This window comes from Micromonospora matsumotoense (assembly GCF_900091525.1).
GTDB lineage: Bacteria > Actinomycetota > Actinomycetes > Mycobacteriales > Micromonosporaceae > Micromonospora > Micromonospora matsumotoensis.
The window spans coordinates 273556-294849 of sequence record NZ_FMCU01000004.1 but is presented as its reverse complement, the minus strand read 5'-3'; the positions used below and the strand labels follow the sequence as shown (position 1 = coordinate 294849).

15 protein-coding genes are annotated in these 21294 nt (G+C 70.5%); 8 read left to right on the top strand and 7 right to left on the bottom strand.

Going from position 1 to position 21294, the window contains the following annotated elements:
• Nucleotides 1–12: 12 nt before the first annotated feature.
• The 4 genes from GA0070216_RS11095 to GA0070216_RS11080 form a co-directional block, all read right to left on the bottom strand.
• Nucleotides 13–1482 (bottom strand): arabinofuranosidase catalytic domain-containing protein, encoded by a 1470-nt coding sequence (locus GA0070216_RS11095; RefSeq protein ID WP_091243450.1) that lies wholly within the window; start codon nt 1480–1482, stop codon nt 13–15.
• A gap of 115 nt (nt 1483–1597) precedes the next feature.
• On the bottom strand, nt 1598–2989 hold the full coding sequence (locus GA0070216_RS11090) for an extracellular catalytic domain type 1 short-chain-length polyhydroxyalkanoate depolymerase (protein WP_091243446.1): 1392 nt from the start codon (nt 2987–2989) through the stop codon (nt 1598–1600).
• A 341-nt stretch (nt 2990–3330) separates the two neighbouring features.
• Nucleotides 3331–4314 carry a LacI family DNA-binding transcriptional regulator gene (locus tag GA0070216_RS11085; protein WP_218108167.1) on the bottom strand — a complete coding sequence of 328 codons (984 nt, stop codon included), beginning with the start codon at nt 4312–4314 and terminating at the stop codon, nt 3331–3333.
• A gap of 537 nt (nt 4315–4851) precedes the next feature.
• Nucleotides 4852–6249 carry a LacI family DNA-binding transcriptional regulator gene (locus GA0070216_RS11080; protein WP_218108166.1) on the bottom strand — a complete coding sequence of 466 codons (1398 nt, stop codon included), beginning with the start codon at nt 6247–6249 and terminating at the stop codon, nt 4852–4854.
• A gap of 379 nt (nt 6250–6628) precedes the next feature.
• Here GA0070216_RS11080 and GA0070216_RS11075 point away from each other — a divergent pair, with 379 nt between their 5' ends.
• Nucleotides 6629–8200: a glycoside hydrolase family 27 protein gene (locus GA0070216_RS11075; RefSeq protein ID WP_091243962.1), complete on the top strand. Its 1572-nt coding sequence runs from the start codon at nt 6629–6631 to the stop codon at nt 8198–8200.
• Nucleotides 8201–8390: 190 nt separating this feature from the next.
• Here GA0070216_RS11075 and GA0070216_RS11070 read toward each other — a convergent pair whose 3' ends face one another.
• Both GA0070216_RS11070 and GA0070216_RS11065 read right to left on the bottom strand, forming a co-directional pair.
• Nucleotides 8391–9392, bottom strand: a complete 1002-nt coding sequence (locus GA0070216_RS11070; RefSeq protein ID WP_141723046.1) for a family 43 glycosylhydrolase — start codon at nt 9390–9392, stop codon at nt 8391–8393.
• Between the two features lie 75 nt (nt 9393–9467).
• The gene (locus GA0070216_RS11065) at nt 9468–10493 is read right to left on the bottom strand and encodes a LacI family DNA-binding transcriptional regulator (RefSeq protein WP_091243436.1); all 1026 of its coding nucleotides are present in this window, start codon (nt 10491–10493) and stop codon (nt 9468–9470) included.
• 412 nt (nt 10494–10905) lie between these two features.
• Here GA0070216_RS11065 and GA0070216_RS11060 point away from each other — a divergent pair, with 412 nt between their 5' ends.
• From GA0070216_RS11060 to GA0070216_RS11045, 4 genes are read left to right on the top strand one after another with little or no spacing between them, the layout of a single operon-like run.
• The gene (locus GA0070216_RS11060; protein WP_091243433.1) at nt 10906–12264 is read left to right on the top strand and encodes an ABC transporter substrate-binding protein; all 1359 of its coding nucleotides are present in this window, start codon (nt 10906–10908) and stop codon (nt 12262–12264) included.
• Nucleotides 12261–13232, top strand: a complete 972-nt coding sequence (locus GA0070216_RS11055) for a carbohydrate ABC transporter permease (protein ID WP_091243430.1) — start codon at nt 12261–12263, stop codon at nt 13230–13232. The genes GA0070216_RS11060 and GA0070216_RS11055 overlap by 4 nt, the downstream gene beginning before the upstream one ends.
• Nucleotides 13229–14053: a carbohydrate ABC transporter permease gene (locus GA0070216_RS11050; protein ID WP_091243426.1), complete on the top strand. Its 825-nt coding sequence runs from the start codon at nt 13229–13231 to the stop codon at nt 14051–14053. The genes GA0070216_RS11055 and GA0070216_RS11050 overlap by 4 nt, the downstream gene beginning before the upstream one ends.
• Nucleotides 14054–14055: 2 nt before the next feature.
• Nucleotides 14056–15210 carry a serine hydrolase domain-containing protein gene (locus GA0070216_RS11045; RefSeq protein WP_091243423.1) on the top strand — a complete coding sequence of 385 codons (1155 nt, stop codon included), beginning with the start codon at nt 14056–14058 and terminating at the stop codon, nt 15208–15210.
• Between the two features lie 95 nt (nt 15211–15305).
• Here the strand turns inward: GA0070216_RS11045 and GA0070216_RS11040 are convergent, their stop codons facing one another.
• Nucleotides 15306–16634, bottom strand: coding sequence for a hypothetical protein (locus GA0070216_RS11040; RefSeq protein ID WP_091243420.1), 1329 nt, complete (start codon nt 16632–16634; stop codon nt 15306–15308).
• 421 nt (nt 16635–17055) lie between these two features.
• Between GA0070216_RS11040 and chvE the strand changes: the two genes are divergently transcribed.
• From chvE to mmsB, 3 genes are all read left to right on the top strand, one after another.
• On the top strand, nt 17056–18198 hold the full coding sequence (chvE, locus tag GA0070216_RS11035; RefSeq protein ID WP_091243417.1) for a multiple monosaccharide ABC transporter substrate-binding protein: 1143 nt from the start codon (nt 17056–17058) through the stop codon (nt 18196–18198).
• A gap of 86 nt (nt 18199–18284) precedes the next feature.
• Nucleotides 18285–19823: a multiple monosaccharide ABC transporter ATP-binding protein gene (gene mmsA, locus GA0070216_RS11030; protein ID WP_091243414.1), complete on the top strand. Its 1539-nt coding sequence runs from the start codon at nt 18285–18287 to the stop codon at nt 19821–19823.
• Nucleotides 19820–21070 carry a multiple monosaccharide ABC transporter permease gene (gene mmsB, locus GA0070216_RS11025; RefSeq protein WP_091243411.1) on the top strand — a complete coding sequence of 417 codons (1251 nt, stop codon included), beginning with the start codon at nt 19820–19822 and terminating at the stop codon, nt 21068–21070. Before mmsA ends, mmsB begins: the two co-directional genes overlap by 4 nt.
• Nucleotides 21071–21294: the final 224 nt, after the last annotated feature.

Sequence of the window (21294 nt, the reverse complement as noted above, 5' to 3'; positions counted from 1 at the left end):
TCAGCCATCGGGTCAGCGGTATCCGGCGGCGGTGATGTTCGCCTGGACCGCGTTCTCGGTCGCGTCCGACGGGTAGCCGGCGACCATCGCCCCCTCGTAGAACGTGCCGACGCTCTGGTTGGTGTTGTCGATGCAGCAGTCCCCGCCGCTGCCCAGGATGATCGCGCCCTGCTTCTTCATCGGGCTGTACCCGCGTGGCAGGGCACCGTCATAGAGGGTGTAGAGGCTGCCGGACTGGGCGTTGCTGCCCTTGATGGCGAAGCGTGAGGTGCCGTTGTTCTTCAGGGTGGCGGTGACGAACTTGCTGGTGAACGCCCGCTGGTTGGAGTTCCAGGAGCTGCTGCCCCCGGGGTAGAGGCCGTACTCCAGGTCGGCCTGCACCCAGGGGCCGGAGCCGGAGCAGCCGCCGAACCAGCAACTGGTGCCGAAGTAGATCGCGTCCATCGCCCCGGCGCCGTCGGCCCGCCGGGTCGTCTCGCTGTTGCCGTAGTCGAAGCAGCAGCCACTGTTGACGTGGGTGCCGCTGGTGACCATGTACATGCCCTCCGGCGCGGCGCCGGTCGGCACCCCGGTCAGATGACCGTCGCGCCAGTAGCTGCTCTTGCCGGGGATGTAGAGCGAGTAGACCTTGTCGCCGCCGACCGTCAGCGACTCCTTGTTCGCCACCGCCGGCTGTACGGCGCCACCGACGCCCCCGGCACCCTGGTATCCGAGGTTGTTGCCGCGCCCGGACTGGTCGAAGATGACCGTGATGACGCAGCTGGTGTTCGCGCAGAAGCTGTCCTGGCTGGCGGCGTTGGCCCGTCCGCCGGGCGACAGCACGCCGATGTTCCTGGTGCTGTTGTCCGAGGATCGGCGTACCTGGTAGAGCGAGCCGTTGTAGGCGGCGTAGAGCGCCCGGGTGGTGCTGTGCGCGGCGATGCAGGCGGTGCCACCGGCGGCGTAGATGTCACACGGCTGGCTGGTGCCGGGCGGTGGGGTGGTCGGCGGGGGCGTGGTCGGGGGCGGGGTGCTCGGGGGCGGGGTGCTGGGTGGTGGTCCGGTGGTGGGGTCCACCCCTCCGGTGCAGGTCGTGCCGTTGAGGCTGAACGAGGTGGGGGCGGGGTTGCTGCCGGTCCAGGCGCCGTTGAAGCCGAAACTGGCGGCGCCGTTGGTGGGGATCGCGGCGTTGTAGCTGGCGTTGGTGACGGTGACCTGGGCGCCGGCCTGGGTGTAGCTGCCGTTCCACAGTTGGGTGACGGTCTGCCCGGCGGGGTAGCTCCAGGTCAGTCGCCATCCGTTCACCGCGTCGCCGAGGTTGGTGATGGTGACGTTGGCCCCGAAGCCGCCCTGCCAGGACGAGCTGACGGTGTAGTTCACCTGGCATCCGGCGGCAGCGGCCGAGGCCGAGGTCTGGGCGGCGGCGGCAGTGACGAGCAGGAGGGCGGTGGCGGTGGCGGCGACGAGCGCCGGCCGTCGGCGGAGGAATCGGGTCTCTCGCACGGGATCTCCTGATGGTGGATGGACGGTGCGGTACGCCTCCGGCAGGGCGGCGGACGGTCACCCCGCGACCCCGCGACCCCGTGCGAGGGCGACGGGCGCGGTCGGGTGCGGCGGGTCAGGCGACCACGCAGGTCGCGCCGTTCAGGGTGAACGCCGTGGGGGCGGCGGCGTTGCCGGTGTGGTTGGCCTGGAAGCCGATCGTCGTCGACGCGCCCGGGGCCAGGGTGCCGTTGTAGCTGACGTTCGTGGCGGTGACCTGGCCGCTGCTCGGCGAGTAGCTGGCATTCCAGCCGCTGGTGATGACCTGCCCGGCGGGGAGGGCGAACCCCAGGGACCATCCGTTGAGCGTCGTGGTCGCGGTGTTGACGATGGTGATGCTCGCGGTCAGTCCGCTGTTCCACGCGCTGATCGTGTCGGTGACCCGGCAGGCCCCTGACTGCGGCGACGACGTCGGCGTGGGCGTCGGGGTCGGGGTGGGGGTCGGGGTGACCGTCGGCGTCGGCGTGGGGGTGACCGTCGGGGTCGGGGTGGCGGTCGGAGTCGGGGTGGCGGTCGGGGTCGGGGTGGGCGACGGCGCGGTGCCGTCCAGGCCGAGGAAGGTGATGGCGTACGCGAGTTGGCCGGCCATCGGCAGTTGGTGACCCACCCCGGCGATGCTGATCCCCTCGACGGGGGCCTGCGGGCCGGTCCCGCCGTACCGGGTGCGCGTCCAGGGCGACTGGGGACGATCGGTGAAGGTGGGCGTGGTGCTCAACCCGTGCAGGTTGGTCCACTGCTTGATTTCTTCACCGTAGTTGGGATACGCCAGGGTGGTGTCGGTGGCGCCGTGCCACAACTGCATCCGGGGGTATCGGCCCGTGTATCCCGGGTACATCGCGCGGGCCTGGTCACCCCACTGCTGCGCCGTCTTGATCACGTTGCCGCCGGAGCACCGGCTGTTCCACAGCGATCCGTCGGTAGTGGCGAAGCACCCGGCCGGAACCCCGGAGAACGCTGACGCGGCGGCGAAGACGTCGGGATACTGCGCCGCGAGCACGTTGGTCATCATCGCGCCGGAGGAGAAGCCGGAGACCACGATCCGGGCCGGGTCGACCGCATAGCGCTGCCGCGCGTACGCCACCATCGACATGATCCCGGTCGAGTCACCGCCCCCGTTGCGGGTGAGGGCGGCCGGGGTGGAGACGTCGAAGCAGTTCCCGCTGCGGGTGGCCTCGGGCACGACGACGAGGTAGCCGTAGCGGTCGGCGGCGGTCACGTAGTCGCGTCCGTTGCCGTTGAAGATCCCGCTGGCCGAACCGCCGCAGTAGTGCACCAGGAGCAGCAGCGCGGGCCGGGCCGCCAGGTTGCTCGGGGCGTACATGTACATGTTGAGGTTGGTGGGATTGTTGCCGAATCCCGTCACTCTGGTCAGGGTCGCCGCGGTCGCGGGCTGTGCCGTCACCAGGACGGTGGCTGTCGCGATTCCGAGGACGACGGCTGCCAGCGCGGCGCGCAGACTGCCCTTCATCGGTGGCCTTTCTTCCGGGGTGGGATCGCCGCGCCGGGGGTGTGGTGCGGGCGTCGGGTCCGGCCGTCGACCCGCGGGCACGGACGGCGGGCGGGGCGGTCCTGGTGGCGAGGACCGCTGGGCGCCGGCCCGCCTTCGGCCGGCCCTGCCCGTCGCGACGGCGTCGGCCGTGGCCTTCCCGGATCGGACGAGAGTGTCACCGGGGCGGCCGAATTCGGTCCCGAGAATCGACGATCGTCGGTTACGTTAACGTTAACAGCGGAGGCTGTCCATAGATGACGATCAGTGCACGGGCTTTGCCGGTGCCGGTGCGGCGGCCGGCAGCGGTGCCGGCCGACCCGTCACCGGGGTGGAGCGACGCTGTCCCGGGTGATCAGGGTGGGGGAGATGGTCTGCCGTAACGTGTGGTCGACGCCCGCGTCGATCTGTGTCAGCAGCAGACCGAGGCTGACCTCTGCCACGGTGTCGAAGTCCGGCCGGACGGTGGTCAGCGGCGGGATGAAGTAGGCGGCGTCCGGGACGTCGTCGAAACCGACGACGCTGACCTCCTCCGGCACCCGCCGGCCGTGCTCGTGCAACGCGTGCAGCACGCCCAGCGCGAGATCGTCGTTGGCGGTGAAGATCGCGGTGACCTCCGGGGTCCGGGCCAGCATCTGCCCGCAGCGGTACCCCGAGGCGGCGGACCAGTCCGCCTGGAGCACCGGCGGAACCTCCGCGCCCGCGGCCTGCAACGTGTCCCGCCAGCCGGCGATCCGCCCCGCGCTGTCGAACCAGTCGGCCGGGCCCGACACGTGCCAGACCGTACGGTGACCGGCGTCGAGCAGGTGCCGGGTGGCCAACCGTCCGCCCTCCACCTGGTCGATGGTGACCAGCGGCACCGGCCGGCGGGGGTCGCCGTCCACGGTGACCAGCGGAATGTCGGTGGGCAGGCACTCCAGTGCCTCACCGGCGGACTCCACCGGGGCGATCACCACGATGCCGGCCACCCGGTGCGCCAGATGTCGCTCGACGACGGCGGTGATGGAGGTGCGGTCCAGGTTGCGGACGCTGCCCACACTGACGGCGAAGCCCGCCTCGGCCGCGGCGAGTTCGAAGGCGGAGAGCAGGGACGCCGGACCGTAGAGGGTGGTGTTGAGCGCCACCACACCGAGCACCTGCGATCGCCCGGTGACCAGCGTGCGGGCGGCCCGGTTCGGGCGGTACCCGAGCTCGGTGATCGCGGCCTGGACCCGTAGGCGGGTCTGTTCGCGTACGTGCGGATGTCCGTTGAGGACCCGCGAGACGGTCTGGTGGGACACTCCGGCGAGGCGGGCCACGTCTCTCATTGCAGGAGCGCGCACAGTCATTCCACACCTCTCGGTCCGTCCCGCAGCCCGTAGACGGCGAGGCGGCCCGGCCCGGGCGTCCGAATAGGACGTCGGACACAAGGCATGGGCGCACACGCCGTGGACAACGCTGGATCAGCGAGATTCTACGCGGCGTGTCGCCCTGGGTGGGTCGGCAACATGGCCGAGTGTCGCCCACCCGCCGTGATATTCGTCATCACGGATCGGGGGCGGCGCGTGAACTGGCGGTGACGGGTGGCCTCTGTTGTCCCCCTCGGTCCTCGACGGTTGCTGTCGTGCGCCCGGGTCAGGCCGGCACCGCCGACCCGCACGGTGAACCTGACCTCGACCGGCAGGTCGCGCGGGGCGTCGGACGGTGCGCCACCGGTGGAACCGGAAACCGCCTCGGGTACGGGAACCGCGCCGTGACGACATGCCGTATCGATCGAATCGGATGCTACTCGAAACCGTTCGGTAACGACAAGGACAGGTTTCCAGGACGTACTCCCGGTGACCGCGTCGTGTCGGCCGGCCCGGTCAGTGCTGCGGTGCGACCGCGGTGCTGCCCCGCACCACCAGCGTGGTCGCCAGTTCCACCCGGGTCTGGGCAAGGCTCTCGTTGGCCGCCAGGGTCAGCACCATCCGCGTCGCGGCAGCGGCCATCTCGGTCAGCGGCTGCCGTACCGAGGTCATCGGCGGTCCGCAGAACATCGTGTACGGGATGTCGTCGAAGCCCACCACGCTGAGGTCCTGGGGAATCCGACGGCCGGCCAACCGGGCCGCCTCGTAGACCCCGAGCGCCTGGAGGTCGTTGCCGCACACGATCGCCGTGGGCGCCGGGTTCTGTCGGAGCAGTTCCTGGCCGAGGTTGAGTCCGTCCTCGAAGGAGAACCAGTGGCCGAAGCGCAGCCGGCGCGCGGGCAGTCCCACCCCCGCCGCCTCCAGCGCCGCCCGCGCGCCGTCCAGGCGAGCCTTGGCGCACAGCCGTTCGGTCGGGCCGGAGATCACCCCGATCTGCCGATGGCCGAGGTCGAGCAGGTGTCGGGCGGCCTCGAAACCGCCGCTCCAGTTGGTCGTCGCCACCGACGGGACGGCGTGCAACGGCGGCTCGCCCGTGGGATCGAGGACCACCAGCGGGATCGCGCTCGCCGCCAGCAGGGCGTGTTGTTCGGAGGTGAAGCCGAGGTGCACCGCGATCACCCCGGTCGGGCGACGGGCCAGCAGGTCACGAGCCCAGAACCGCCCCTCGGAGACCTGTCGACGGGCGTCGGTGAAGCCGACGGCGAGCCGATGCGCCCCGGCGACCTGCTGCACTCCCTGCATGATCAGCACCGCCAGGTTGCTCTGCATGCCATAGAAGACCACCTCGATGCTGGCGTTCGGGGTGCCCAGCTCCGGCCGGCGGTAGCCGTGCTCCCGCAGCAGTGACTCCACCCGGGCCCGGGTCTCCGCCGCGACTCCGGTGCGGCCGTTGAGGACCTTCGACACCGTGGGTGCCGACACGTCCGCCAGGAGGGCGATCGTGGTCAGCGTCGGTTCACCCCGTCGGCTCCGCCGTCGTCCCCCGGTCGGGGCGCCGGCCGCCGGGGAGACGGTGGGCGCGGGGCTGCCGGGGGCTGCCGGGACGGTGGCGGCTGCCGGCCTGACGCCGGTGGCGGGGGGCGCGGTGGGGGTGCCCGGACCGCCGTGGACCAGACCGCCGGTCGGGGCGGACGGGGGGCGCTCGTGCTGTCGTCTTACCTGGTCGAGCAGTCGACTGCGGACCGCTTCGGCGTGGCGGGCCGCGACCGGGCCGGCGGGCACGGTCTCGGTGAGGTAGCGCCGGCGCTTCGACACGGGGTCGATCCCGGCGTACACCCGCACCCGCAGTGAGCCGCTGGGTAGCTGCTCGATCTCGCCACGGGCGCGCCGGCCGCGCCTGGAGCCATTGGACATGGAGCCAGGGTATTCGATGTCAGGCGGCGCAGATGGCTCCACGATGGCTCCATGCTCCCGCCTGCCTGTCTCCCTGCCCGACGGTGTCTCGGGGCCCGCCGGTTGTCCGCTGGCGGGTCGACGCGCCGGGGCCCTCCGCGCGAGACGTCTACAACATGGAAGCAGTTGAATACCTCGAAACGCTTACGTAACATGGGGGGCCATTGTTAGCGCTCACACCGGGTGGCTCGTGTCGACGACTCCCGTTCGTCCGGCCGGCATTGCGCCCGACGTGGCGCCACTGATTGGAGACTTCGTGAAGCGATTCGTGCGAGCCCGGAGCTGGGGGCGGGCACTGGCCGCCGGCCTGCTCCTGGCCGGCGTCCTGGTGGGCATCCGGATGCCGGTGGCGCAGGCGTTGGAGAACGGGACGGCCCGGACCCCACCGATGGGCTGGAACAGTTGGAACTCCTTCGGCTGCAACATCAACGAGACGTTGATCCGGCAGACGGCCGACGCGCTGGTCAGCAGCGGGATGCGGGAACTGGGCTACCAGTACGTCGTGGTCGACGACTGCTGGTTCAACCCCAACCGGGACTCCGCGGGCAACCTCCAGGGTGACCCGACCCGGTTCCCCAGCGGCATGAAGGCGCTCGGCGACTACATCCACGCCCGGGGGCTGAAGTTCGGCATCTACCAGGTGCCGGTCGACAAGACCTGCGCCCAGTACTTCAACTCCTACCCGGGGGCGACCGGCAGCCAGGGCCACGAGGTGCAGGACGCCCGGCAGTTCGCCGCCTGGGGCGTCGACTTCCTCAAGTACGACTGGTGCTCGCCGAACGGGTCCATCGACCAGCAGGTGGCCACGTTCGCCAAGATGCGTGACGCCCTGGCCGCCACCGGCCGGCCGATCGTCTACAGCATCAACCCCAACAGCATCCACGCCAAGACCGGCCCGCAGCGCAACTGGGGCGACGTGGCGAACATGTGGCGCACCACCGAGGACATCACCAACACCTGGAACAGCGGCCAGACCAACGGCTACCCGATGGGCATCCAGAACATCATCGACGTCAACGTGCCGCTGGCCCCGTACGCCAAGCCGGGCGCGTTCACCGACCCCGACATGATGGAGGTGGGCCGGGGTGGCATGACCGACACGGAGATGCGCAGCCACTTCGCGATGTGGGCGATCATGGCCTCGCCGCTGATCGCCGGCAACGACGTCCGGTCGATGAACGCGGCCACCCAGACCATCCTCAAGAACGCGAACCTGGTCGCCATCAACCAGGACTCCCTGGCGTTGCAGGGCGCTCAGGTCTCCTTCGACGGCACCCGCCGGGTGCTGGCCAAGCGGCTGGCCAACGGGGACGTCGCGGTCGCCCTGTTCAACCAGGGTGGCTCGACGACGACGATCTCCACCACGGCCGCCGCGATCGGCAAGTCCGGGTCCTCCTTCACCCTGGTGGACGCCTGGACCAACGCCAGCACCACCAGCACCGGCACCATCTCCGCGAGTGTGCCGTCGCACGGCACGGTGGTGTACCGGGTCAGCGGTGGTGGCACGGCCCCGCCGACGACCCCGCCGCCGTCCACGGCGAGCGCGCTGGCCAGCGTCGCCTCCGGTCGCTGCCTGGACGTCCCGCAGAGCAACACCGCCAACGGCACCCAGCCGGTGATCTGGGACTGCAACGGGGCCGCCAACCAGCGCTGGACGGCCAACGGCCAGACCCTCCAGTCCCTCGGCAAGTGCCTGGACGCACCGACCAACGCCACCGCCGGCACCAAGGTCCAGATCTGGGACTGCAACGGTGCGACCAACCAGCAGTGGACGTTCAACACCAACGGCACGATCAGCGGCGTGCAGTCCGGTCTCTGCCTGGACGTGAACAACAACGGCACCGCCAACGGCACCACCGTGCTGCTCTGGTCGTGCACCGGCGCGACCAACCAGCGCTGGAACCGCCGCTGACCGACCAGGTGTCGCCGCTCGCCCGACGCCGGGACCGGGTGTCGGGCGAGCGGCGACGGCGAGCGGTGCCGGACCCGGACGGTGTGGTGCGGACATCGTCCGGGTCCGGCCGCCCGGCGTCCACCCCGCATGGCGGTGGACGCTGCGGTATCCGCCCGGACCGTGCGACCGGGCGGTGATCGGGGGATGCTCAGTCGGCGGCGGTGGTGGCCGGCGTGCCGGCCGGGGTCAGCCCGCTGCCGGGCCGGTAGCGGACCGGGACCGGGTCGCTCAGTGCGCCGACGAACTCCCCGTCGACGTGGTCGAGGAACCCGATGAGCGACCAGTCGCCGGCCGGGCCCGGGACCAGCCGGGGCGCGTAGAGGTGCGGATGCGGGAACGGGCGGGCCGAGGCGATGTCCCACGGGCCGCGTACGTCATGGCCTTCCGCCACCCAGATCCGGTGGCCGTCCCGGCGGGCGCCGGCGGCGTCGGTGCAGAACAGCAACAGGGGCTGCCCGTCGACGACGACGACCTGGGGCACCTCCAGGTGCCCGAAGTCGGCCGGGACCGACAGCGGCGGCTGGACGGTCCAGTTCACCAGGTCCGGTGAGGTGGCGTGGCCGACGACCCCGCGGGTCTCGGTCGGCCCGGTGTTGCCCCGGGCGGTGACGAGCATGTGCCAACCGTCGCCGGCCGGGTCGGGGAACACCCAGGGGTCCCGCCAGGCCTGCTCGTACCAGAGCGTCCGGTCGAGCAGTTCGTACCAGGTGGGATCGGCTTCGACGAGCGGGCTGGTGCCGTGCCGGTGCCAGGTGGTCAGGTCGTCGGAGACGGCCAGGCCGATCCGCTGGACCAGCCCGTCCTCGGCGCGACCGACCCCGGTGTAGAACAGGTACCACCGTCCGTCCGGGCCGCGCACCGTGCAGCCCGTCCAGGTCGCGAGGTCGTCCCAGCTCGGCGCGTCGGCCGCGACGAGGGCGTCGGCGACCAGGTGCCACGTGTGCAGGTCGGTCGAGACGGCGTGGCCGATCGTGGCGCGGCGGTGCCGGCGGTGCGGGTCGTGCAGGGCGCGGGAGGCGCGCAGGAAGAACGCGTGCCACCGGTCGTTGTCGTCCCGGGCGTACCAGCTGTCCCACACCCAGTGGTCGGGTAGACGTAGCATGGCGGGGAAGCTAGCACTAAATCGTTTTAGCGGCCAGGTAGGAGCCATCGCCACCGCACCCCGCCCGGTCGGTGCGAGCGCTGCGGCGCTGCCGGACCGGCGGTCCGGCCGGGCTGATCGGGGCTATTCGGTCGGGGCGGCCACCGACCTGCGTCGCCGCAGCGGCATGGGGACGAGGGACGGTTCGGCGTCGCCGCCGTCGAGGAGGATCTCGACTGCCCGCCGGCCCATCTGCTCGTGCGGCAGCGCGGTGGTGGACAGGCCGGGGCGCAGCCAGGCGGCGATCGGGTCGTCGTCGAACGAGACCACCGAGATGTCGTCCGGGACGGTCAGTCCGGCCTCGGCGAGCGCCTGGTAGGCGCCGAACGCGAGTCGGTCGTTCATGCAGATGATCGCTGTGGGTCGGGCCGGCCGGCTCAACAGCGTGCGCATGGCGGCGTAGCCGTGTTCGGGCAGCCACTCGGCGCAGAAGCACTCGGTCAGCAGGTCGACCCCGGCCGCACCGAGCGCCTGGTGGATGCCGCGTAGCCGGGCCGGCGCGGCGAGGGAGACCTCGGTGTCGTCCTCCTTGAGGCGGTTGCGGCCGATCAGCGCGATCCGGTCCCGGTGTCCCTGGTCGAGCAGGGCGGCGGTGACGGTGCGGCCGGCCCGCTCGTCGTCGGGGAGCACACAGGGCAGGTCGTCCGCGCTGGTGGCGTTGAGCAGCACCACCGGGCCGCCCAGGATGGCCGGGGGTACGGTCAGCCGGCGGGTCGCCATCGCGGCGTAGATCACCCCGTCCACCTGCCGGTCGAGCATGGCCTCGATGGCGTACTGCTCGAAGGTGGCGTCGCCCTGGGTCTCGGTGATGAGCAGCACGTGGTCCCGCTCCCGGGCCGCGTCGAGCGCGCCGCGGATCAGACCGCCGGCGAACCGGGTGGTGGCGACGATGTCGGAGACGAACGCGATGGTGGCGGTCTTGCGGGTACGCAGGCTGCGGGCGGCCAGATTGGGCCGGTAGCCGAGTTCCTCGGCGGCGGCGAAGACGCGCTGGTGTGCCTCGGCCGAGAGGCGGGTGCCCTCCCGGCCGTTGAGGACCATCGACGCGGCGGTCTTGGACAGCCCGGCCCGCCGTGCGACGTCGGCCAGGGTTGCTCTGTTGCGGCCCATCAATCCTCCGAATCGCCGGCGGTGTCCCGGACGCCGCTCCCGCCCATCATGATGCGTCGCCGCCTCCGGTCCGTGTCGGCGGCCACTCGGCGTGGTGTCGGCGGCCACTCGGTCCGGCCGTCCGGCCGGGGGTGGCCGAGCGTGAACCAGACGTTTCCGGACCGTTGCAATTTTGTCCTTGACAGCTCAAGCCGCCGCGCGCATGCTCTGCTAAATCAGTTTAGCGGCTACTTCTGGCAGGTCGGGCGGCACTCTCGGTCGTCCCCGGGCGCAGCCATGGGTGGCGGCATCGCGTGCCGTGGCGGCACGCCGGTCGCGACGTACTGTTGCGGTTGGTCACCCACCGTGACGGTCCGATGGGCCGGCAGAACCAGCGGCCAAGGCACGCACGGACGAGTCGAGGAGTCCTCAATTGGCTACATCATTGACAAAATTCTCCCGCCGGGCGGCGCTGCTGGCCCCCGTGCTGGCGCTGGGGTTGGCCGCCACGGCGTGTAGCGCACCCGGGGCGGACGAGTCGCCGACCACCGGTTCCGACGCCGCCGTCAGCACCGATCTCGGCACCGACCCGATCACCCTGGAGATGTACGCCGAGACCGGCTTCCCGCTGGCCAAGGCGCTGGCCGACGAGTTCACCAAGCAGCACCCGAACGTCACGTTCAACATCCGCGAGGACCAGTTCACGGTCATCGTGGAGAACGCGCCCCGGGTGATGGCCTCGGACAACTCGCCGGACATCATCCGGCTCCCCACCATGGTCGACCTGGTCAAGGACGACCTGCTCAAGAACCTCGACCCCTACTTCACCGCGTACGGCTGGGACAAGTTCCCCGCCTCCCAGCTGGTGCAGCTGCGGGTCGGTGAGGGCGGCACCACCCGGGGCACCGGCTCGCTGTGGGGGATGGGCCTCGGTTACAGCGTCACCGGGGTGTTCTACAACAAGAAGCTGGCCGAGCAGGTCGGGATGACCCAGCCGCCGGCCACCATCGCCGAGTTCGAGCAGCTGCTGGCCAAGGCCAAGACCGCCGGGGTCCAGCCGATCATGCAGTTCAACAAGAACACCGCGGGCATCAACTTCCCGCACCAGGCGTTGCAGAACCAGTTCGGCGACCCGGCCCAGGTGGCGGACTGGATCTTCCAGAAGCCGGGCGCGACGTTCGACACCCCGGCTGCGCTGAAGGCCACCCAGACCATCCAGAAGTGGGCCCAGGCCGGCTACTTCCCGAAGGACGCCAACGCCCTGGACTACGCGAGCATGGTGGGCGAGTTCCAGAAGAACAACGGTCTGTTCATGTTCAACGGCGACTGGGAGTCGGCCAACCTCGACAAGACGATGCCCGGCAACGTGGGCTTCTTCCTGTTCCCGAGCGAGTCGGCCGGTGGCAAGCACGTGGCGATGTCCGCCCCGAACACCTTCGGCATCGGCGCCAAGGCCAAGAACCCCGACGCCGCCGCGTTCTTCCTGAACTGGGCGCACACCAACCCCACCGCCCGGGAGATCGCCGTCAAGATCGGCGGCTCCAGCCCCGGTGGCCCGAGCGACCTGGCCGTGCCGGCCGCCGCGCCGAACACCGTGCTGGCCGAGACGCTCAAGGCGTCGCAGCAGCTCGGTGAGGAGAACGGCGCGGTGGACTTCACCGCGAACGCCACCGGTGGCATCTTCGCCGCCGCGATCACGCCGGAGATGCAGAAGCTGATCGCCGGTCAGCAGACGCCCGAGGGGTACGTGAAGGCGGTCCAGGCCGAATACGCGAAGGAACTCTCCCGATGACGTCTGCCTTCGGCAGCGCACCGGCCGGGCGGGGCGACCCGGTGGCGACACCGGCTCGTCCCACCCGTCCCTCCGCCGCGCGGGCCCACCGGAAACGGTGGGCCCGCGCGGGCGGGACGGGCTGGCTCTTCGTCCTGCCCGCCGTCGTGATGTACGCGGCCTTCGTCCTGCGTCCGCTCGTGCTGACCATCCAGTACTCGTTCTACAACTGGAACGGCATCGGGGTGGCCCGCTGGGCGGGACTGGACAACTACCTCACCGTGTTCACCGACAGCGACCTGCTGAAGATCATCGGTAACGCGCTCGTCCTGATCGTCTTCTTCAGCTTCGTCCCGGTCGCGCTCGGCCTGCTGGTGGCCAGCCTGGTCCGTCGGATCACCACCGGCGCGTTCGGCACCGTCGTCCGGACGGTGCTCTTCCTGCCCCAGGTCATCCCCCTGGTGGCGGCGGGCATCGCGTGGAGCTGGCTGCTGTCGACGAACGGGTTGATCAACCAGGTGCTCCGCGCGGTCGGCCTGGGTGGGGTGGCCCGTGCCTGGCTCGGTGACTTCGACACCGCGCTGCCCGCCGTCGGCGTCATCGGCGCCTGGGTCCTGCTCGGCCTCTGCACGATCCTGCTGGTCACCGGGATGAGCAAGATCGATCCCGCGCTGTACGAGGCGGCCCGGCTCGACGGCGCCGGCCCGATCCGGGAGTTCTTCGCCGTCACCCTGCCCAGCCTCCGCCAGGAGATCGGGGTCTGCCTGACGGTGACCATCATCGCCGCCCTGGCCAGCTTCGACATCGTCTACATCTCGACCAGCGGTGGTCCGGGCCTGCAGACCACCGTGCCGGGCCTGGAGATCTACCGGCTCGCCTTCTCGCAGCGGCAGGTCGGGCTCGCCTCGGCGCTGGCCGTCGTGCTGATGCTGCTGGTGCTGCTCTGCGTGCTGCCGATCCAGCGACTGACCCGAGGGGACAAGTCATGAACCTGAGCCGGCGCGAGAACCTGACCGGCCGGGTCTTCCTGATCGTCCTGGTCGTGGTCACCCTGCTGCCGTTCGTCAGCATGCTCTCCGCGGCGCTCCAGCCGCGCGGCACCGTGCCCAGCGGCCTGGCCTGGCCGTCGGACCCGCAGTGGGGCAACTTCGCCGACGCCTTCACGGTGGCGAACATGGGCGCGCTGCTGCGCTCCAGCCTGCTGATCGTGGCCGGCGTGGTGCCGGTCTCGGTGCTGATCGCCACCATGGCCGGCTTCGGGCTGGGGCAGCTACGGGTCCCCGGTGGCCGGATCGTGTTCGGTCTGCTGCTGCTCGGGCTGACCCTGCCGTTCGAGGCCGTGGTCACCCCGCTCTACTACCAGATGCAGGACCTCGGCCTGCTCAACACCCGGTGGGCGATCATCCTGCCGTTGATCGGGCTGTACATGCCGTTCGCGGTGTTCTGGATGCGGGCGCACTTCAGCAACGTGCCGGTCGAGCTGTCCGAGGCGGCCCGGGTGGACGGCAGCAGCACCTGGCAGCTGTTCTGGCGGGTCCAGGTGCCACTGGCCAAGCCGGCCATCGCGTCGCTGACCATCCTGATGTTCCTCTGGACGTGGAACCAGTTCCTGCTGGCCATCGTGCTGGTCGACGACCCGGCCAAGCGCACGATGGCGGGCGCGCTCGGGGCGTTCCAGGGCCAGTGGGGCACCGACCTGGTGCTGCTGTGCGCCGGTTCGCTGCTGATCCTCACCCCGACCCTGATCGTGTTCCTGATCTTCCAGCGTCAGTTCATCAAGGCCCTGATCCAGGGTTCACTGAAGGGATAGCAGTGGCCACACAGCCGCAGATCCACGGCGACGCCGACGAACGTTTCGGGCGGGTGGCCGACGTCTTCCGCGACAACTTCACCACCCGGGGGGAGGTCGGCGCGGCGGTCACCGTCTACGTGCGGGGTCGCCGGGTCGTCGACCTGTACGGCGGGACGGCCGACCCCCGTACCGGCCGGCCTTGGACGCCGCAGACGCCGGTCGTCGTCTTCTCCTGCACCAAGGGCATCCTGGCGATCTGCGCCTACCTGCTGGTGCAGCAGGGCCGGCTCGACCTGGACGCGCCGGTCACCCGCTACTGGCCGGAGTTCGGCCAGCACGGCAAGGCCGACATCCCGGTGCGCTGGTTGCTCACCCACCAGTCCGGCCTGCCCGCGCTCGACCGCCCGCTGTCCCTCGACGAGGTGCTCGGCTGGGACCCGGTGATCAAGGCGATCGAGGCGCAGGCCCCGCTGTGGCGACCGGGCACGGCGCACAGCTACCACCCGATGACGTACGGCTGGTTGATCGGCGAGGTGATCCACCGGATCACCGGCCAGCTGCCCGGGGCGTTCTTCCGCGACGCCCTGGCGACGCCGCTGGGCCTGCGGACCTGGCTCGGTCTGCCGGCCGGCGAACGCGACTCGGTCGCCTGGAACCTGGCCCCGGCGCCCGACCCGGAGCCGTTCGTCGACCCGGTGGCCGACCGGGGGATCACCATGGGGGGCGCGTTCGCGTTCCCCGCCGACGACGCCGGCCTGGTCAGCTTCAACGATCCGGCCATCCAGGCCGCCGGCATCCCGGGCGCGGGCGCGGTGAGCACGGCCGACGGCCTGGCCCGCCTCTACGCCGCCTGTGTGTCGCCGGTGGCGGGACCGCCCCTGCTCGACCCGGCATCGGTGGACGACGCGACGGTCGTGCGGTCCCGGGGCCAGCAGCGGCACGGCCCGCCCGACACCGGCCAGCGCTGGGGCAGCGGCTTCCTGCTGCACTCGCCGCCGGCCCGGCCGCTGCTCGGTGAGCGCAGCTTCGGTCACGACGGCGCGGGTGGGAACCTCGCCTTCGGCGACGACGCCCACCAGGTCGGCTTCGGCTACGTGGTGAACCAGATGCAGGGCATGGGCGACGAACGGGCCAACCTGCTGACCGCCGCCCTGCGGTCCTGCCTGGACGACTGACCGCGCGGGACGACCGACGTGCACCCCGGCGGCCCCTCATCGGGCCTCCGGGGCGCACGTCGGTGCTGGTCACCGCAGCGCGGCTGCCCGGTGACTCAGCCGGCCGACTTCGCCGGCCTGCGCTGGGCCAGCAGCCAACGCAGGATGCGACCGTCGGAATAGGTCGGCCCGAACGCCGCGTGGTAGTCCGGCAGGGTGAACGCCGAGTCGGCGTACTCGGTGTAGCGGACCAGGTCGGCGATCTGCGCCGGGGTCCTGCCCCGGGCCTCGTACGCCTGCCGCAGCGCGGCCGAGGAGTTGCGCGCGCCCGAGACGTTGAGCAGGTGGTCGTGCTCGCCGTGGGTGATCCAGATCGGTACCTCGGCGGCGGCGATCGCGGTGGCCTGGCCGGCGTTGACCGGGAAGCCCCCGGTGACCAGCCCACCGGCGAACAGGTCCGGGCGCTTGGCGAACGCCTCCCACATCAGCTGGGAGCCGTACGACACGGTGGTCGCGTAGACCCGGCGGGTGTCCACGGCGTACTCGCCGACGAACGTGTCGAGCAGCTTGACCAGCAGGTCGGCCTCGGCCACCCCACCGACCCGCTGGTGCTGCGGGGCGAGGACGATCACGTCCTCCCGGCTGCCGGTCCAGCTCGGCTGCGACCAGGCGGTCGCCGGGATGTCGGCGGCGAGCTGTACGCCGAGGTTGTCCCCGTCCCAGCCCATCCCGTGTCCGGGCAGGACGACCACCAGCGGGTAGGTGCGGCCCGGCTGGTAGTTGCGCGGCAGCCGGTAGTGGTAGGGCAGCACCATGCCGGCGCTCAGGAACGACCCGTAGCGGAACTCGTCGACCTGTGGGTCGACCGACGCCTCGGTGACCGGGCGGGACTGGCGCGGGGTCGCCTTGGCCAGCACCGGGCCCTTGCCCTTCCCCCGGCCGGGGGCGGCGTGCACGTCCTTGCGCTGCACCACCCGGGTCGGCAGCTCGGGGTTGACCTTCACCGAGCAGAGGAAGGTCGGGCACTTGGAGACGATCACCGTCCAGCCGCCGGGGTCGGCCGGGTCCAGCTCGACGATGACGTACCGCCCGGGCGCCGAGCGGTGGTCGGCACGGGGGGTCGGCGCGTTGTTGGTGTAGGTGCGGGTGACCGTGCGGTCGGCGAGTTTCGGCAGGTCCTCAATGGGGTTGAAGCGAAAGTTGTAGATCGTGTCGGCCACCCCGAAGGTGCCGTTGTCCAGCGTCCGGGGGTTGACCGTCGCGCCGTACTCGACGGCCACCGCGGAGACCTTCTGGCCGTAGGTGTAGACGGTGGTGATCGGGGTGATGCTGCGGATCGCGTCCCGGCCACCCCGGTCACCGCCCGGGGTGCCGTACGCCGGGCCGGCGGAGGCGGCCAGCACGAGCGTCGCGGCGAGCGGGATCAGTCCTCTGCGCAGTCTCATCCGGGTCCTTTCCGCGGGGCGCGGCCATCGGCTCCCGGCGGCACCGGCATCCGGAGCACCGGATGCGCGCGGGAGGAAGCTGGCCGCTAAATGGATTTAGCAGAGCATGTAGCGCCGATTGTCCGGTGTCAATGGCGGACCCGTAACAAGTCCGAAACCAGGTGTGACGTCGTCGGTGGCCGACCAGCCACCCCCGGTGCAGGTGGGCGGGCCGGAATCGGCGTGGCCGCAACGGAAACCGCCCTGCGCCGACCCGGTGGGCGGGGGGTCGGTGGGTGGACAAGTCGGAGACGCCCGTTACGAGACCGTGACGTCCGGATTTCCGGGGGGGTGTTGACGGGGGCGATGTGAGCGCTAACACTACCCCGAAAGGTGACAGGTGGTCCCCGCAGTCGGCGGGAGTTCTGGAGAGGAGAAACCTGTGCGCAGGAAATTCCTGGTCGCGCTCGGCGGCGCGGCACTGGCGTTCAGCCTTGCCGCGTGCAGTGGCGGGGGAGCGGGCAGCGGCGGCGACAGCAGCGACAAGAAGCCCGCCGATCTGACCATCGGCGTTTCCATGCCGACGCAGACCTCGGAGCGGTGGATCGCCGACGGCAAGGCGGTGAAGGAGAAGCTGGAGGCCAAGGGTTACAAGGTCGACCTCCAGTACGCCGGTGACGACATCCCCACCCAGTCCCAGCAGGTCGACCAGATGATCACGCAGGGCGCGGACGTCCTGATCATCGCGGCCATCGACGGCACCGCGCTCAGCGGCCAGTTGGACGCCGCCGCCGCCGCGAAGATCCCGGTCATCTCCTACGACCGGCTGCTGCTGGGCAACAAGAACGTCGACTTCTACGTCAGCTTCGACAACTACAAGGTCGGGGTGGCCCAGGCGACCGCCCTGCTGGTCGGCCTCGGCCTGCAGACCAAGGACGGCGCGAAGGGCACCGCGAAGGGCCCGTTCAACATCGAGCTGTTCGCCGGCTCGCTGGACGACAACAACACCCAGTACTTCTGGGGCGGGGCGATGGACACCCTCAAGCCGTTCATCGAGAGCGGCACGCTGAAGGTCAAGTCCGGCCAGACCCGGATCGAGCAGGCGGCGATCCTGCGCTGGCAGCAGGAGACCGCGCAGCAGCGGATGGAGAACCTGCTCACCTCCACCTACAACGACGGCACGGTGGTCAACGGGGTGCTCTCGCCGTACGACGGGATCTCCCGGGGCATCATCACCGCCCTGCAGAACGCCGGCTACGGCAAGGGCGCGAAGAAGCTGCCCGTGGTGACCGGCCAGGACGCCGAGATCGCCTCGGTCAAGCTGATCAACGACGGGGTGCAGGGCTCCACCGTCTTCAAGGACACCCGGCTGCTCGCCGAGCAGGCCGTCATCGCGGCGGAGGCGTTCCTCCAGGACAAGCAGCCGCAGGCCAACGACACCAAGACCTACAACAACAAGATCAAGGTCGTGCCGGCGTACCTGCTGCCGATCCAGACCGTCTACAAGGACGACATCCAGAAGGCGCTGGTCGACTCCGGTTACTGGTCGGCCGAAGAGGTCGCCGCCGGTCAGGCCAAGAAGTAAGCCGGTCGTCGGGCGCGGCGGTGACCGGCCGCCGCGCCCGACGCATCGGAAGCCCGCCTCAGGCTTCGACGATCAGGACGCTGACCATGGACGACACCATCCTCGAGATGCGACGCATCACGAAGACCTTTCCCGGGGTGACCGCGCTTTCGGACGTCTCCCTCGCGGTGCGCCGGGGGGAGATCCACGCCATCTGCGGCGAGAACGGCGCCGGCAAGTCCACCCTGATGAAGGTGCTCTCCGGGGTGCACCCGACCGGCTCCTACGACGGTGAGATCGTGCTGGACGGCAAGCCGGTGCACTTCCGGGGCATCCGCGACAGCGAGTCCCAGGGCATCGTCATCATCCACCAGGAACTCGCCCTGGTGCCGCACCTGTCGATCGCCGAGAACATCTTCCTCGGCAACGAGCGGCGCGGCCCGGGCGGCCTCATCGACTGGAACCGGGCCAACGCCGAGGCCGCCACGCTGCTGGCGTCGGTGGGCCTGCACGAGAACCCGGTCACCCCGGTGATCCAGCTCGGCGTCGGCAAGCAGCAGCTGGTCGAGATCGCCAAGGCACTGTCCAAGAAGGTCCGGCTGCTCATCCTGGACGAGCCGACCGCCGCCCTCAACGACATCGACTCGGCGCACCTGCTCGACCTGCTGCGCCGGCTGCGCGACCAGGGCATCACCTGCATCCTGATCTCGCACAAGCTCAACGAGGTCACCGCGATCTCCGACTCGACCACGGTCATCCGGGACGGGCGCACCGTGGAGACGCTCTCCCTGGCCTCCGGGGAGGTCACCCAGGAGCGGATCATCCGGGGCATGGTCGGCCGGGACCTGGACAGCTTCTATCCCGACCGGGTCTCGTCGCCGGGGGAGGAGGTGCTGCGCATCGAGAACTGGAGCGTCCGGCACCCCAGCCAGGACCGGCTCGTCGTCGACGACGCCAGCCTGGACGTCCGCGCCGGCGAGGTGGTCGGCATCGCCGGGCTGATGGGCGCCGGTCGGACCGAGTTGGCGATGAGCGTCTTCGGCCGGTCGTACGGCCGGGACGTGCGGGGCCGGCTGTTCGTGCGGGGTCGGGAGGTCCGGGCGCACAGCGTCGCCGAGGCCATCGAGCACGGCATCGCCTATGTCACCGAGGACCGCAAGCGCTTCGGTCTCAACCTCATCGACGACGTACGGCGCAACGTCTCCGCCGCCGCGCTCGGCCGCCTCGCCCGGTTCGGCTGGGTCAACGGCAACGAGGAGATCAAGGTCGCCGAGCAGAGCCGGCGCGACATGAACATCAAGACGACCAGCGTGATGGCCGTGGTGGGCAAGCTCTCCGGCGGCAACCAGCAGAAGGTCGTGCTGTCGAAGTGGCTGTTCACCAACCCGGACGTGCTGATCCTGGACGAGCCGACCCGGGGGATCGACGTCGGCGCGAAGTTCGAGATCTACACGATCGTCAACCGGCTCGTCGCCGAGGGCAAGGCGGTGATCCTGATCTCCTCGGAGCTGCCGGAGCTGCTGGGCATGTGCGACCGCATCTACACCCTCGCCGCCGGCCGCATCACCGGCCAGGTGCCGGTGGCCGAGGCGACCCAGGAGAACCTCATGGACCTGATGACGAAGGACAAGGAGCGCGTGGGATGACCAGCGTCAAGACCTCATCGCCGCCGTCCCCGCCGCCCACCGGGAAGAGCCCGGGCGTCGCCCTGCACGCCGGCACCAGCAACCTGCGTGCGCTGATCATGAACAACCTGCGGCAGAGCGGCATCTACGTCGCGCTGGTCGTCATCGTCGGGCTCTTCGCCGTGCTCACCGACGGGGTGTCGCTGAGCCCCGGCAACATCACCAACATCGTGCTCCAGTACTCCTACATCCTGGTGCTGGCGATCGGCATGGTGATCATCATCATCGGCGGGCACATCGACCTGTCGGTGGGCTCGGTGGTCGCCCTCACCGGGGCGGTCTCCGCCGTGCTGGTCATCCAACAGGGCTACCCGTGGTGGGTCGGCATCCTGGCCGCGCTGGCGGTGGGGGTTGCGGTCGGCGCGTGGCACGGCTTCTGGGTGGCGTACGCCGGCATCCCGGCCTTCATCGTGACGCTCGCCGGCATGCTGCTGTTCCGGGGTCTGACCCTGCGGGTGCTCGACAACATCTCGCTCTCCCCGTTCCCCGCCGACTACCAGCAGGTCGCGGCCGGCTTCCTCAACGGCCTGCTCGGCGGGGACGGCTTCGACGCCTTCACCCTGCTGATCGGTGCCATCGCGGTGGCCGGGTACGCGGTGAGCGGCTTCCGGACCCGGGTGGCCCGGGTCCGCTACCAGCAGCCGGTCGAGTCGTTCCCGCTGTTCGTCGCCCGGGTGGTGCTGGTGGGCGCGGTCATCATGTACTTCGCCTGGCAGTTGGCGCACGCCCGGGGCCTGCCGATCGTGCTGATCATCCTGGCCGCGCTGGTGCTGGTCTACGGCCTGCTCACCCGGCGTACCGTCTTCGGCCGGCAGGTCTACGCGATCGGCGGCAACCTCTCGGCGGCGATGCTGTCCGGCGTGAAGGTGCGGACGGTCAACTTCTGGATGTTCGTCAACATGGGCTTCCTGGCGGCGGTGGCCGGGGTGATCTACTCCTCGCGTTCCAACGGCGCCCAGCCCGCCGCGGGCAACATGTTCGAGCTCGACGCGATCGCCGCCGCGTTCATCGGCGGCGCCGCGGTCACCGGCGGGGTCGGCACCGTGGTCGGCGCGATGGTCGGTGGTCTGATCATGGCGGTGATGAGCAACGGGATGCAGCTCATGGGCATCGACCAGTCCATCCAGTCGGTGGTCAAGGGCCTGGTGCTGCTCGTCGCCGTGGCCTTCGACGTCTACAACAAGCGCCGCGCCGGCTCCTCCCGCTGACGGCGGGGCGGCGCTCGGCCGCACTCCGGTCCTCCACCCAGGCACCCCGGAACACCTCGGCTCCACCCGACGGTGTCCCGGGGTGCCTGCCGTCTGTCCGTCGATCGTGTCCGCGATGTTTCCGCTTGACGGGCATCATGTTATCGCTCACAGTCTATGGATAGCTGAAGCCGTTCCTGTAGTGGCTGGTCGCTATCCCTGGCCGGCCGCTGCCCCGTGTCGCG

Coding starts and splice junctions, on each gene's coding strand:
- GA0070216_RS11090 (WP_091243446.1), bottom strand. CDS start 2,989: ATGAAGGGCAGTCTGCGCGCCGCGCTGGCAGCCGTCGTCCTCGGAATC.
- GA0070216_RS11085 (WP_218108167.1), bottom strand. CDS start 4,314: ATGAGAGACGTGGCCCGCCTCGCCGGAGTGTCCCACCAGACCGTCTCG.
- GA0070216_RS11080 (WP_218108166.1), bottom strand. CDS start 6,249: ATGTCCAATGGCTCCAGGCGCGGCCGGCGCGCCCGTGGCGAGATCGAG.
- GA0070216_RS11075 (WP_091243962.1), top strand. CDS start 6,629: ATGCCGGTGGCGCAGGCGTTGGAGAACGGGACGGCCCGGACCCCACCG.
- GA0070216_RS11070 (WP_141723046.1), bottom strand. CDS start 9,392: ATGGCTCCTACCTGGCCGCTAAAACGATTTAGTGCTAGCTTCCCCGCC.
- GA0070216_RS11065 (WP_091243436.1), bottom strand. CDS start 10,493: ATGGGCCGCAACAGAGCAACCCTGGCCGACGTCGCACGGCGGGCCGGG.
- GA0070216_RS11055 (WP_091243430.1), top strand. CDS start 12,261: ATGACGTCTGCCTTCGGCAGCGCACCGGCCGGGCGGGGCGACCCGGTG.
- GA0070216_RS11050 (WP_091243426.1), top strand. CDS start 13,229: ATGAACCTGAGCCGGCGCGAGAACCTGACCGGCCGGGTCTTCCTGATC.
- GA0070216_RS11040 (WP_091243420.1), bottom strand. CDS start 16,634: ATGAGACTGCGCAGAGGACTGATCCCGCTCGCCGCGACGCTCGTGCTG.
- mmsA (WP_091243414.1), top strand. CDS start 18,285: ATGGACGACACCATCCTCGAGATGCGACGCATCACGAAGACCTTTCCC.
- mmsB (WP_091243411.1), top strand. CDS start 19,820: ATGACCAGCGTCAAGACCTCATCGCCGCCGTCCCCGCCGCCCACCGGG.